9 protein-coding genes are annotated in these 14,176 nt (G+C 57.3%); 5 read left to right on the forward strand and 4 right to left on the reverse strand.

Translation table 11 applies throughout. The features are described from left to right. Positions 1–68 precede the first annotated feature (68 nt). Positions 69–1,535 (forward strand): polysaccharide biosynthesis C-terminal domain-containing protein, encoded by a 1,467-nt coding sequence (locus tag NKF26_RS22615; RefSeq protein ID WP_253234931.1) that lies wholly within the window; start codon positions 69–71, stop codon positions 1,533–1,535. Positions 1,536–2,109: 574 nt separating this feature from the next. On the opposite strand, the gene NKF26_RS22620 is transcribed toward NKF26_RS22615, so the two are convergent. Continuing rightward, complete coding sequence (locus NKF26_RS22620) at positions 2,110–3,438, reverse strand: polysaccharide deacetylase family protein (RefSeq protein ID WP_253229123.1); 1,329 nt, start codon at positions 3,436–3,438, stop codon at positions 2,110–2,112. A 333-nt stretch (positions 3,439–3,771) separates the two neighbouring features. On the opposite strand from NKF26_RS22620, the gene NKF26_RS22625 reads away from it, so the two are divergent. Next, positions 3,772–5,166: a hypothetical protein gene (locus NKF26_RS22625; protein ID WP_253229122.1), complete on the forward strand. Its 1,395-nt coding sequence runs from the start codon at positions 3,772–3,774 to the stop codon at positions 5,164–5,166. 34 nt (positions 5,167–5,200) lie between these two features. Here NKF26_RS22625 and NKF26_RS22630 read toward each other — a convergent pair whose 3' ends face one another. After that, entirely contained in the window at positions 5,201–6,007 is an 807-nt protein-coding gene (locus NKF26_RS22630) for an FkbM family methyltransferase (protein ID WP_253229121.1), read from the reverse strand. Between the two features lie 247 nt (positions 6,008–6,254). Here NKF26_RS22630 and NKF26_RS22635 point away from each other — a divergent pair, with 247 nt between their 5' ends. The 3 genes from NKF26_RS22635 (at position 6,255) to NKF26_RS22645 (ending at position 10,984) form a co-directional block, all read left to right on the forward strand. After that, positions 6,255–7,775, forward strand: coding sequence for a lipopolysaccharide biosynthesis protein (locus tag NKF26_RS22635; protein WP_253229120.1), 1,521 nt, complete (start codon positions 6,255–6,257; stop codon positions 7,773–7,775). A gap of 197 nt (positions 7,776–7,972) precedes the next feature. Then, positions 7,973–9,721, forward strand: coding sequence for an asparagine synthase-related protein (locus NKF26_RS22640; protein WP_253229119.1), 1,749 nt, complete (start codon positions 7,973–7,975; stop codon positions 9,719–9,721). 45 nt (positions 9,722–9,766) lie between these two features. After that, entirely contained in the window at positions 9,767–10,984 is a 1,218-nt protein-coding gene (locus NKF26_RS22645) for a DUF1616 domain-containing protein (protein ID WP_253229118.1), read from the forward strand. 126 nt (positions 10,985–11,110) lie between these two features. Here NKF26_RS22645 and NKF26_RS22650 read toward each other — a convergent pair whose 3' ends face one another. Then, positions 11,111–12,028, reverse strand: a complete 918-nt coding sequence (locus NKF26_RS22650) for an NAD-dependent epimerase/dehydratase family protein (RefSeq protein ID WP_253229117.1) — start codon at positions 12,026–12,028, stop codon at positions 11,111–11,113. Between the two features lie 86 nt (positions 12,029–12,114). Further along, the gene (locus NKF26_RS22655; protein WP_253229116.1) at positions 12,115–14,130 is read right to left on the reverse strand and encodes a hypothetical protein; all 2,016 of its coding nucleotides are present in this window, start codon (positions 14,128–14,130) and stop codon (positions 12,115–12,117) included. Positions 14,131–14,176: the final 46 nt, after the last annotated feature.

Here is a 14,176-nt window from a genome sequence, read left to right on the forward strand (position 1 = left end):
CCGCGCTAAAGCTCGCGGAATTCCTCTGGTTCATTCCGATGGCTCTGCAAACCGTGTTCGTCCACTCGATGTCGGAGCTGTGGTCGAACGGTGAAACCGAGCGGATTTCGAAGCTCTCGGCGCTGACGACCCGTTATACGTTCCTGCTGACCGGAGTGATGGCCCTCGGACTGGCAGCACTTTCCAACGTCGCTGTCCCCGTGTATTTCGGCAAGGAATATATGCCAGCGGTTACTCCCCTCATCCTCCTGTTGCCGGGAGCGCTTGGCTTCGCGGTTGCACGGCCGATCCTCGCCATCTCCCAGGGGAAGGGGAATCTGAAGTATCCGATCCTCGCCACGGGAACCGCCGCCGGTATGAACTTCGTGCTGAACCTCCTTCTCATCCCCCGATACGGGATGCAAGGTGCGGCCATCTCCACGAGCATCGGATACGGTTCGATGTTCATCTTCCACATTTGGAGCGCTCGAAGAGTCGGGTTCAACCCGCTTTCGGATGCCCGTCTGGGACGGGTACTGGTGACCACGATACTGTCGGCACCACCCATCTTTGTGCTCGCGAATTGGTTGGACGTTCGGCCACTCATCTTCGGGATTCACGTCCCGCTGTCGCTGGTCACGGTTCCACCACTCGGACTTGCGGTCTTCGCGTTCTTCTGCTTTGCAACAGGCGCGTTAGGAGTCTCTGAAGTCCTCGATACGGTCTCGTCGTTCCCTGAACCGCTCGGCTCGCGTGCCGAAACACTGCAAACGAAAGTGAGTGAAAACACGATGTCAACCGACTCGATACAGAAACTGATGATCGTCGCTGGAGTCCTGTTGTTCGTCTCGGGGATCGGATACGCGTTCCTCGACCCCGGCTTCGGCGGGATTGGCGGGCCAACGCAAGGATCGTCGGTGAACAGTACACAAACGACAGACCCCGGAACGACGGGGGCCGGGACGACACATAGCACCACACCGTCGAAATCACAGACCACGACGAAATCGAAGGAAACCACGAAAGGGACGACTGCATCGTCCTCGACGACGATTTCCACACCACCGCCATCCTCGAGTACGACGAGTACGACGTCGCCACCGGACTCATCAACCACGTCGAGTACCAACCCGCCGCCATCCTCGAGTACGACGAGTACGACATCGCCACCAACGTCGGGAACGACGACGAGTTCCACGACATCGACGACGAGTACCACCTCGACGTCGGCAGGGACGACCACGACAACCACCACAACCCCCGCGACGACCAGTACGACCACTACAACGACGAACTCGACGACAACTTCGGGATCCGCGAGTACGACGACTACGGGTTCGACGACCACCTCGGGATCAACAAGTACGACGACTATGAGTTCGATGACTACCACGGGATCAACAAGTACGACGACTACGGGTTCGACGAGTACCACGACTCCAACGTCGAGTACCACATCGTCATCCAGCACAACTGGTAGTTCGACAGGAACGACTAGCACTACATCGTCCGGAACGTTTCTGATCGCCCCCACGCTGGGAGCCATCACGAACTGAGCGGTCGTTGATGGCGTGTGACGCAAAACCCATCGTGGAGGATATCGGAATTCGAATCCGGAGTGTCAGAGTCGATTGAGGGGAGCGGTTTCGAACTAGCGGATACGTACGTGCCGTAGCGGAGAGGTACTCCTTTTCGGGACATCATCGAGCCACGAGGGGTGTTTCTCGACGGACATCGTTCGGCGAATAGCATGTGAGCACAGGCCTCCATCGACGAACACACGAGGGACAAACCGCGGTGGACATGCCCGACACACGAACCAACCGAATCGAGCGGAGAGCGTCGGATCGAAGCGGCGGGAGGAGAGTACACGAAAGTCGGAGACGGCCCTCCATCGAGTCACAGTCCGAGGGGATCACCCTGTGCCGACCCGTGTCCATGATGGTGAGACGGCCAGGACGGTCGAAACAACGACCACGTAGCCCACGAAAGGGATGAACGGATAAAGCCGAGCGCGAGACGGATCGGCGTCACGAGTGACGGGAAATCCGTACGACTCGTGGATGGAATCCAAAAAAAGGACGACGGTCGTGCGGGGAGAGAAAGCGAATGACGGGCGGGTCGAACGATTTAGATGATCATTCCCTTCTTCTCGAGGTCGGAGAGGGTGACGACTTCGACGTTGCTCTTTTTGATGTGGTCCAAGATGGCCTTGAACTTCTTCTCCGAGAAGCCTTCGTCGCCGCCGATGCGGTGGAACAGAAGCGGAGTCAACTGCTTGTACCGCGCAGCGTAATCGATCAGCTGTTTGGACGTCTTCACGCTGCTGTCACCGTATGCGCGCGAGATGAGGGTGTTCTTCTTGATGACGGGAAGCGCGTTCGGTGAACCACCGAACGTCATCGTCACGTCGTAGTACTTCTTGGCGAGTTCGAACGTGTCCGCACCGACCACGTTCTTCGGGACGGCCATGTACTTGTAGCCCTCGTAGCCGTACTGCTTGAGCCACTGTTGTGACTCCTTCATCAATTGCTCCTGGTTTTTACGTGAACGTTGGTCCATCGACTTCGCCCCCGTGTTCGGGTGAGAAATCATGTCCCAGCCGTCCCCGACCATCTCGTTCATCTGTGTTCGGTTGAGATAGCCGTCGTCGAAGACCGCGTCGGTGATGATGGCGTCGACACCGGGGAAGCCGTACTTCTTCATGTACTTCTTGTACGCAACCGAGTACTGCGATTCGGCCCCGTCGTCGAACGTGAGCATGACCATACCCTTCTCCGGTGCGGGTACCGTCTTCAGGTCGTCCACGTAGAATTCGATGGGTGTCGTCGTGTTGGGGTCACGTGGACGGCCGGTGATTCGAATACCGTAGATCTTCGAGAGGTCGATCTTTTTCGGGTCCATCTGGTTGGTGACACCGAGGTTGATGCGCACCCACTTCCCTTTCGGGCCGTAGAGTGTGCGCTTCAGCGTGACGATGTGGCCACGGTCGGGCGCGTACAGCTCGATGTCGACCTTCGATTCCTTGTGTGACGTACACTTGTACGCGATCGAGAGGTTCTTGTCGCTGAGGTCGGCAGGGTTGCTACCGAAGTTGACGCGCTTGATTTGACCGTACTTCGTCTTCTTGCTTCCCGTGATGTGGGCCGACTGTGAACCCTCGTATTTCACCTTCGTGCTCTTTTTGAGGCTCCCTTGCCCGCTAGTCGCACTCCAGTTACCGAGCTTTTCGAAGCTCTCGAAAGTCTCCGGACCGCTCTGTTGGTTGCCGCCGTCGTTGGTGGTCGTGTCGTTACCACCCTTTGTGGAGGTCGTTCCCTTGCCGTCGCCCTTCTTGGTGGTACTCTTCGTGGAGGTGGTGGAGCTATCGTCACTCCCAAAGGCGGAACATCCGGCGAGACCGGCCGCACCGGCCGCACCGACCGTCGCCAGAAACGTGCGTCGTGTCTGTCGTCTCATCGCTACCCTACCTAACCAGGCATAGGTATTTTCTTATATGGAGCTTAAGGGTACAATGTCAATGATTGTGCATATGGGAAAATCGGTTCGAAAGCACCGTTTACAACGTTTCCAACAGAGGGAAAACGTGGAGGAATTGAACTAGGCACCAGATAATTAATATGTGGGGTCGATACCGCACTTTTGATGGCGTCAGACAGGAAAAATCGAAATATTACGAGTCGTAGAACCTATCTTAAACTTACTGGAGCAATTGCGGCATCGGCTGCTGTCATGGGATCTGCTTCTGCAAGCAAGTCCGATTATGAAGACCAGTACGATACCGTCATTGACGTGACAGAGGTAGGGGCTGACGACGGAGGGGACGAGTCGATTACACCGATTCTCCGGGAACATGCGGACGACAACACGCTCCTTTACTTCCCATCGGGGCGGTACTATATGGACGAACAGTTCCGATTTACTGGGTTCAATAACTTCGGTCTCGCCGGCGACGACGCGGAGCTCGTTCCGGCAAACTACCACGACTTCGACAGTGGGGGCGATGGGAATTACCGTCTTTTCCGACTGGGAGTCGAATACGAACCGGGAACGGATCTTCGTGTCGAAGGGTTCACCGTCGATCAAACGGCCGACAACACGGGAATTCGTGTCATCGAGGCGGCCATCGATGACGGTCTCCTCGTCCGCGACATCGAAGTTCTCGGCCAACACGACAGTGGAACGTGGGGTCCAGCGCGGATGGTCATCACGGATTCCGACGGAGAAGGTCTCGTAGAACGGTTCCACGCACCGGATGGCGCAGCATGGTCCAGCGAAACGCCGAGCGATGCGCTCTGGCGTGGTCCGACGGGAATCATGTGTAACGACAATAACGAAGGGACGATGACGTTCCGTGACTGTGTGCTCGGTCCCTTCCCTGACAACGGTCTGTACGCCGCAAACGGCAACGGTTCCGTGCAAATCGAGGGGGGCCGCTTCCAGAACAGTACGGGGACGAACGTCCGTCTCGGCGGTCACGACAGCTATATCAAAGACGCCACGATCATCGTGGACCAGGAGAACCCGCACGGAATCGCCCAGCGTGGTCTCCGCATGGAGAAGGGTAACCTGCTCGTCGCCGAAAACGTCGATTTCCAGACGAACGTCGAGGAAAGTCCGGCGATATGGGTGACGCACGATGCCAACTACAATTACATCAAGAACTGTACCGTCACCGTCCGAACGGACGATCCGACGACCGCAGTCATGATTCGCGGTAGTGCGGGACACACGCGTATCGAAAATACCGAAGTCAAGCACGATACGGGTGGCGGTCCAGCCATCAAAATCAAGGACGGCGACGATCCCGTTTACCTCGAAAACGTCACTATCACGGGAGAGGCACCGACTGTGGGATCGCGAAGCGCCATCCAAAACAACCGTGACGACTGTGAGTTCCGAGCTGTCAACGTCAACTACAGTGGTGGCTGGGGTCGACGCGCACTGACTATCGCAGGCGACAACTGTCTGGTTTACGAGGGAGATTACGTCTCCGAAGATCACCCGCTCGAAATCAGTGGCAACGGAACGTGGATCGAAGGGGTATCTGCACGCTCACGGCGTGACGATGTCGCACTGCTCCTCACGAGTGACTCCGAGGATACGTACGTCAAGAAGAGCGACCTCGACAACGGCATCGATGACCGTAGCTCCGACGGATACGACGGTTGGGGCAACGACTTCTGATCGGCGACCACTGTTCCCCGCTTTCGACATCGACTCAGGTTTGTGACCGCGTCGCCCGAATGTGATAGGCATCGGACCGCTCGCTCAGCCGTTCGACGTCGAATCCGTGATCACGGAGATACGCCTCGATTTCCTCTGTCGAGGTGTCATAGTGGCGGCTGAGTTCGTGATGGAGTTCTGCATACACGACACGAATGTCCGGAAGGATCGATTCGAATCCACGGAGAACCTGTAACTCGGCACCTTCGACGTCTATTTTGAGAATATCGGGGGATGGATATCGCCCCGCTTCGACCAGCGTTTCGCCCCGGTACACATCGATGTCGAGTTCGCCATCGACCGAAAGGGAGTGTTTTCCTTCGCCGTAATTGAGACTCCTGATCGCAAGCGATCCGATCCCGTCCTCGTCCGAGAGGGCGATCTCGGCGACTTCCCACCGATCGATGGGGACGTTCGCGGAGAGGTTGTGTCGGAGACGAACCGCGTTCGTCGGCATCGGTTCGAATGCAATGACCCTCCCGCTCCGGAGACGCTTTCCGACAAAGCACGTGTGTGTCCCGATGTTCGCACCGATATCGTACACTACATCCGACTCGCGGACGTCCTGGAGCAAGGATTCGATGACGGCTTGTTCGCCGACGAGCGAGGATGCTCTGTGATACTCGGTTCGAGAATCGGTCGCGAATTCAGTGGTAACACCGTCGATCGTCACCGTAGTAGACCAGAGATGAATCGCGAGTTTGGCGTGCCAGTAGAGCGTTGACAATGCTGGTGCGATACCCGTCCGCTTACACCATTTCCAAGGGCGGCTTTGGGCGATAAACCGCTCTAAATCACGCATACGAATGTATCATGAGGCGACTCATAAATATATATCACAGATAATCCGAAGCCGAACGGGGGGTGGATGAATTAGCAGGGCCATAACGAAGTCAATAAAGGATATATGTTATATCGAGTATCGGACGATATCCACACCACATATCAATATATTACTATTCTACACCGATGAATGCGTTATTTCTACCGAATCACGACGATGATCCGTATTTAGACGCATCCTCATCTCTGGGAGTGCCACGCCCGCGATGAGTAGCAGATCACCGCTCGAATTGTTTCAGTGGCTAAAGCGCGTGTTGTCACCCCGGGGCGGCGTCTCGGAACGGGCAGTGAAAAGCGGCATCTGGGCGTCGATGGCGAACTTCATCGGACGTGGACTACAGCTCGTCAAGCTAATCGTCCTCGCAAACATCCTGACACCGGTACAGTTCGGGCTGGTCGCGTACGCGTTGTTAACGTTGGCCGCCATGCGACGCTTGTCGAATCTCGGTATCAAAGAGGCACTCATCCAAAAAGAGGAGGACGGCGTCAACGAATACCTCGATACTGCATGGACGTTGACGGTGATTCGTGGCACGATCCTCTCGATAATCGGGTTTCTCGGCGCACCGTACATCGCGACGTTTTTCGGGGCAGGACCGCCGGCGACGCAGGTCATACGGGTGATGTCGTTGGTACCATTTTTGACGGGGATCCAGAATCCCGGTATCGTCTATTTCCAGAAAAACCTGGATTATGATAAGCAGTTCGTCTATCAGGTCGGAAAAGCAGTCGTCGCGGTCGGTGTCACGATCGGGTTGGCGTACCTGTGGGAAAACGTCTGGGCACTCGTCATCGGCGACATCGCAGGCGTGCTGACGGCAACGACGTTATCGTACGTCCTTCACGACTACAAACCGTGGCCGAGTATCGATAGGGAGCAAACCAGGGATCTGGTCGGCTACGGAAAATGGATTACCGCGTCCGGAATCGTCGTCTTTCTCACGACGGAGGGGGACGATATGTTCGTCGGATGGTTACTTGGGAACGCCGCCATCGGGATCTACCAGTACTCGTACAAAGTTTCAAACGCTCCGGCGACGGAAGTGACGAAGGTACTATCGAGCGTCATCTTCCCGACCTACTCGAAACTCCAGAACGACGCCTCGAACCTCCGTCGCGCGTTTTTCAAAACGGTACAACTGGCCACGTTCGTCTCGATCCCACTCGCCGTGGGTATCGTCGCCGTCGCGCCCGTATTCGTCGATGCGTTTCTCGGGGCGGAGTGGCAACCCGCAGTCCAAATAATGCAGTTGCTCGCGCTGTGGGGTATGCTTCGTTCGATCGGTTCGACGACGGGGCCGTTGTTTCAAGCGGTCGGGAAACCCGATATCGCCACCAAGATACAAGTCGGAAAGCTGGTCATCCTCGTGATCGCAATCTATCCAGTAACCGAAGCCTACGGTATCGTCGGAACGAGTGCGCTCATCGTGGGTAGCGGGCTGTTCTTCTCGGAACCGGTCGCAACGTACCTCGCCGTGCGTGAGGTCGAGGGAAGCTATCGTCAGTTCCTTCGTCTCCTTTTCTATCCGCTCACGGCAAGCCTCGGTATGCTCGCCGTCGTAACCTTCGTCGGCGCACGACTCCCATTCGGAGGAGTTCCGAAGTTCCTCGTCATGGTCGCCACCGGCGCGGTGTTCTACGGGATGGCCATCCTTGTGATGGAGACCTGGGGAAACTACGGAATCCGCGACGTGTTCCGGACGATGGTCGGTGCTATCGGAGAATGAGGACCGTTTCAGATACTCCTAAACACAATATTCCTGATGTTATACTGTGTATAGTTAACCGCCATTGAGGCTATAGTCATAGTAGAGCCAACCGTGACACGAGCGAGAGCAGAAGAAACGAGAGGAAATCGGCGTGCAGCCGTCGACCGTCGTGGCACGGAACAACCGCCCAATACCCCAATAGAGGAGGACGAACGATGAACAAAGAGATATTTGGTGTCTTCGGTGATAAGGATGAATTCGAACGGTTCCGCTCCGAGCGGGAATTCGACGATATCGTGACGAGTGAAGTCGCGACCGTCGGAATTCGGGATACAGGGCTCGGGATTCCAGGCCGGAGCGCCTCCTATTCCGGCGACCTCGGGTCATGTGTCATTTGGGGGGAGGCATACCCCAACAAACGAGGCTGGTCCGAACCCGCCCGTTGGCTGCTGGAACAGTACGTAGAGAAGGGAAAAGACGCCGTTCGGGATCTCAACGGATCGTATCTCGCATTCATCCAACACGAGGGGGAAACGGTCGTCATCACCGATCCGATTCGGTCGTGGGAGTGTTTCTACACCGACGATCCGGGTGTCCGCGTGTTCGGGTCCGACGCGGCCGCGGTCGCAAAAACCATCGATAATCCCACGATGCGTCGCCAGTCCGTGGGTGAATTTCTCCACATGGGCGTCGTTCTAGGGGACAAGACGCTGTTTCATGAGCTCAGCCGAACGCCGTTCGACGGCTACCTGACTCCGAACAGTGTGAGCGAGCTCGACAGGTTCGTCTACGACGAACAGGAGATGGACTACGTGGACGAACTAGCGGACCGCCTCCAGCGTGCGATTCGTCTCCGTTCGCGCCAACCCGGCAAGAAGGGATTGTTACTGTCAGCGGGGTACGACTCACGGACGCTTCTGTCCCAACTTCCCAAGATCGATCACACGTACACTGTCGGAATGCCGGACGCACAGGAGGTAAAAGTCGCCCGTCGGCTGGCAAAGCAGTACGGTGTCGACCACACGACGCTGGTGACGAACGACCGTTACATCACTCCCGGCGAGCAGAAGGTCCGGGACACCAACGGCATCAAGGAGTCGATTCACATCCACCACGCGGGCTACAACAGCGAAATAGAGGTGGACACGATGTATCACGCTCTCCTGTTCGATACGCTGTTGAAGGGTTTCGGTCACAAGCGGACGGAGCTGAAGTTGTTCGGGAAGACGATTCCAACGAAGCGGATGGAGCCGAATCCCGACCCGGTCGAGGCTTCGCTCGATAACTTCGGGTACCTCCCCGATCACAGTGCTGAACTCGCCGAACAGTACACGTCGGACCCGGATGCCGCCGGAAAATTCGTCCGAAACGCCATCGACGCCGAGTTCGATCGCTGTTGGAGTCGAACCGACGACGTCCAGAACGCCCTCGCGCTGTTCAGTATCCGAAACCAACCGACGATTCCGTCCCGGACCCACCTCGCGGACAACTATCTCGAATCGTTCATCGCGGCCGACACGGAACTGCTGCAATGGCACCTCCAAACACCCCCGGAGTACCGCAACACGTCCACGGTGATTCGGGCGATTCGGCAACTGGATGAGGACCTGTTCCGTCACCGTCCGCCGGACCGTCCGTACACCTCGACGCTCCTGTCGGAGATGGAGCGGTTCGCACGCCGAAAGATCCCGTTCGTTACGGAATATCAGTCGGCGTGGCCCGACCGTCAGAAAGTGTACGACCGCTACAATCTCGACCAGCGGTTGTTCCCCGAGCACGAAACGATCCACGAGTTACCTTCACGGCACAAACTCAGGATCAACGATATGGTCGGATGGGTCGCCCAATGTTCGGAGAACAGGGTCAACCCGACTGACGTGCTGCATCTGCCGACGGAAGCCAAAAACACGGACGATGCGGGATCGAAAACGAACGGAGCGGACGAGGTTCCGTCGGAGAACTGATTAGCAGCCGTATAATAAAACCCGCGTACAACGACTTCCAGGATAATGAGTACGAATAGCCGCTGGTGGTTTCTCGACCTCACGCTGGCGCTTGTGCTGACTGTTGTCGGCGGTGTCGCTTCGTATATGGGGATCGGCGGACGATTACAGGTTGCGCTCGTGGTCCCGCTCGTCGTCTTCTTACCGGGGTACGTTCTCGTCTCGGCGCTGTTCCCGGAGGGAGGAGACAACGAGGAACGATCGTTCAAGCCGAGCGAAAACATCTCGGCGTACGCCATCGGAGGATCTGTGCGGGTCGCGCTCGCAGCAACCCTCAGCGTCGCCATCGTCCCGATGGTAGCCGCGCTGTCGAACTTCACGCCATGGGGGGTTCGTCTGCACCCGATTTTGTACGGTATCGTGATCTTCACCGCAGTGACCGGTGTCGTCGCGTTCGTCCGCCGGTTACGCGTGCCAGCGGAAAATCGGTATTCGCCCGGTCTTCCCGGACTGTTGTTCAGTCCAACGGATCGTTCGAACAGCGGATTGACGATGGCACTGAACGTGGGGATCGTCATCAGTTTCCTTCTGCTCGCATCTAGCGCCGGGTTCGCCGTGCTCCACCCGCCACAACCGAAGACGTTCACCGAGTTCTATCCGCAGACGAACAAGGTAGACGGCAACACACAGACGATGTATCAGTCGGACCTTGCCTCGGACGGCGTGACCGTCAACATTCACAACCACGAGGGGGAAACCGTGCAGTACACCGTCGTCGCCGTCCTCCAGCGGGTCGAGGACGGGAAAGTGACAGATCAATCTCAATTTACGAAAAAACAGGTAACGGTCGATGCGGGGCAGAAAAAGCAGGTAACGCTCACCGGCGACCCAGCGTTCACCGGGGAGAACGTTCGAGTTCAACTCTATCTGTACAAAGGATCGGCGTCGGGGCAACCGGACGAACAGGCCCGCGTTTGGCCGGTTTCGAGAAGTGCCTCCTCGGACCAAGGCGACAGTAGCGACCAGAATCAGGGGTCGGACAGCGGTCAGGAGACCACCCAGCAACAAACGACGGAACAGCGGACGACGGAACAGCAAACGACGGCCCAGCAGACGACACAGCGAACGACCCAACGGCAGAGCACCTCGACGAGTTCGCGGACGTCGTCAACGAGCAGTACGTCCACGACAGGGGGAACGACGACCACGACCAACGGAGGCGGCACATCGACGACATCGAGTACCACGACGACTACGACCACTGACGACGGCGGCTTCTTCTAATTCGACGGTCGGTCGGCCGTAGCTGGCCGATCGAATCCAAAATCCGGTCGTGTGTGACGTGTTTATCGGACAGACGGTGGAAAGACCACCCACGCGCACTCAAGGCTCGAAGGAAACGACGGGGGATTATTCGTACTGCTCGCAAACGTGGTGGACGCCTTCCTCGAAGCTGACTTCGGGTTCCCAACCGGTTTCGGTAGTGAACTTGGTCACGTCCGCCATCGTGTCGTGGACGTACACGTCATCCGGGATGGGATTCTCGACATACACGGGTTCGACGTCCGTGCCGAGTTCGTCGTTGATGTACTCGACCACGGTGTTGAAGTCGTGGCTCTCGCCGGTGCCGAGATTGTAAACGCCGGTCAGTTCGTTCTCCGCTGCGGCCTCCAGCCCGTTGACGATGTCCGTGATGTACGTAAAGTCGCGTGTCTGACTTCCGTCGCCGTAGATCTCCGGTGATTCTCCGTGAGCGATATCGTCGGCGAACTGGGCGATGATGTTGGCGAACTCCCCTTTGTGCTCTTCCGCACCGCCGTAGCCCTGATAGACGGAGAAGAATCGCATTCCGGCCATGTTCATGTCGTAGTGATGGGCGAAGTACTCGGCGTAGCGTTCGCGGGCCAGTTTGGACGCCTCGTAGCCCGTACGGGCTTCCACGTCCATGGATTCCGGGGACGGCTCCGTCCGACTACCGTAGATGGACGACGTCGTCGCGTACACGACGGTATCACAGCCGTCGTTCCGGGCCTGTTCGACGGTGTTGACGAACCCTTCGACGTTCACCCGTGCACCTTTCGTCGGGTTTTCCTCGTGCATCGCATAGGACGAGAGCGCAGCGAGATGGAAGACCACGTCCACGTCGGTCGGTAGGTCGTCTTCGAGGACGCTCCGTTCGTGGAACTCGACGTCGTCGTCGAGGTTTTCCTCGACTCCGAGATAACCATCGTCGATCGCAGTGACTTCGTTCTGTTTGGCGAGATGATTAGCGAGGTTCGAGCCGATAAATCCGGCACCACCGGTTACGAGAACGCGTTTTCCCTGCATGGTTCACCATCTGACAGGGTACGAAAAAAGGCTACTGGAACATCAAAGCGAAAACCTCGCCCGTCCGGGTGAGGAGGCTGTCAACCTCAGACAGTCCGATTGGCACAGAGCATCACGTCCCCGTTGTCGTAGAGGATGCTCTGGTCGGGACGGCAGATCTGTTGTTTGGAGACCTGTCGATAGACGGGAACGCTCGCGGTTTTATCGCCGTTGGCCTGCTCGGATTGGCTCTTGTTGAGCTGTTTGACGAGCTGGAACGACGGTGCCCCGGTGGACTCGTACTGTCGGTACACCGTAAGCGGATGGTCGGTCGGACCATCCCTGTTATCCGCCGAGAGATTGGCCGCAGTCGCCGGATACGCCCCTGTTCTGGCGAACACCGTTTGATACGGATGGTCGGTATGGATGAACAACGACTTATCCCGAGGGAGCTGGGACGAATCGGGCGACCCCGTCATATCCGCGATGGTGTGAACCGCCGCGATTTCCGACTCGGAGTAGGTCAGTCGCTCCTGGTCCTGCGGGAAGAACGGACTGTCCAACGTCCCGTGGCTGGAGATGACCATCACACTCGGGTACACGAGCGCGAGGACGACCAACACTGTAACCACGACGTTCCGGTTGAGGTTGTGCACGAGATAACCGACGCCCATCGCACCGAGGATGGCCATCGGCGCGTAGAGGAACGCGAACCAGCGCTGTGGGATGAAGTTTCGGATGCCGAACATCGGCAGACCGAGCGTGAAGGCCGTCATCACGAGCGTCGCGAACAACAGCGTAAACACCGAGTGTGAGATACGCTTCCGGCGAAGTACGTACAGACAACCGACGGTCGCCAACGCGAACAGGATCAGGAATCCCGACGCGTCGATGTACGTCTCGATATTTTGGAGAAGCGTCGGTGCGGAAAGCGTGATGAATTGGGAGTTGTTGCTCGCGAGATTGAACAGTCCCGCGCTCGATACCAAGGTCTGTTCCAGATACAACAACACCGTTGCGAGGAACGAATTCCCGTTGTACGGGGTGAACGACCACATGAACGTGATGAGCCCGATGTCGAACGCGAGGAGCCCCGCGAGGTTGACGGGTTCCAGTTTCCGATAGACACCCGGTCTCCGGGCCGTCGTCTGGAAGATGTCGAGCTTGAGCACGAACTGCGCCAAGAGTCCCGAGAACACCACGACGAGCATGATGAACGTCGACACCTGATGGGTCAGGATGATTGCGATGGAGAGGAACACGAGCAGGCCGAAGTCCCGTGCGTTGTACTCCAGGCGCATGATTCGCAGGAGCGCGTAGACGATGGCGATGAAGAACAACAGCCCGTGACTCGTCGGAATGATGTGAATCCCCCATTCGATAAAGTAGTCACCGAGCGAGTACAGCATCGCCGCGAGCACGGCCCACCGTACCGGAACGAGCAGCTTCGTCGCGCCGTAGACGAACAGAATCGCCATCGGCATCACGAGACCGATCGAGAGGTACAGCGCGTTCCGCAGCGACACGTCGTACAACATCGCGGAGGACGCAACGAGCAAGTGGAACAGCGGTGCCGCGATGTGTTTGTTCCCGTTCATCGCGGAGAGGGAGTGCTGTTCGAAAACACCACGGGCCAACTGTGTCATGTGCGTCCAGATGTCGATTCCGATGTACGTCGGTGTGGTGTACACCGCCGTGAGCCGAATGACGAACGCGAGCGCGATTACCTGGACCAAGAGAAGCGATGGGTGGAGGTCCTCGTCGTCCACGAACAGGATTTGAAGCATGATGAGCGTTCCCGTGATGCCCGAGAAAACGTAGAACAACCGGGAGCGCTCGCTCGCGTGCAGTGCGACGGCGATCATCGCGGTCATCAGCACGAAACTGATACTCGGGAGTACCTGTGCAACTAGCTGTGAGAACGATGGATACTCGTAAATCGTCTCTCGGTCGTTGCGGACAGCGAGCAGATAGAGTCCACAGCCGAGACCGAGGACGATGGGAATCGTCTTGATGTATATCTGTGAGGCGAAAAATCTCAGCGGAAACAGCCCGATGGCGACGATGAGGCCGATAATTGCCGCATCGACGTCGAACCGGCGCTGTTTCAACCAGCCAGACATACTCCCAAACATCGATTATCGCCTCCGTCCGTCAAATGGTGGTTCC

The sequence above is a fragment of the Haladaptatus sp. AB618 genome (assembly GCF_024136965.1).
Lineage (GTDB): Archaea > Halobacteriota > Halobacteria > Halobacteriales > Haladaptataceae > Haladaptatus.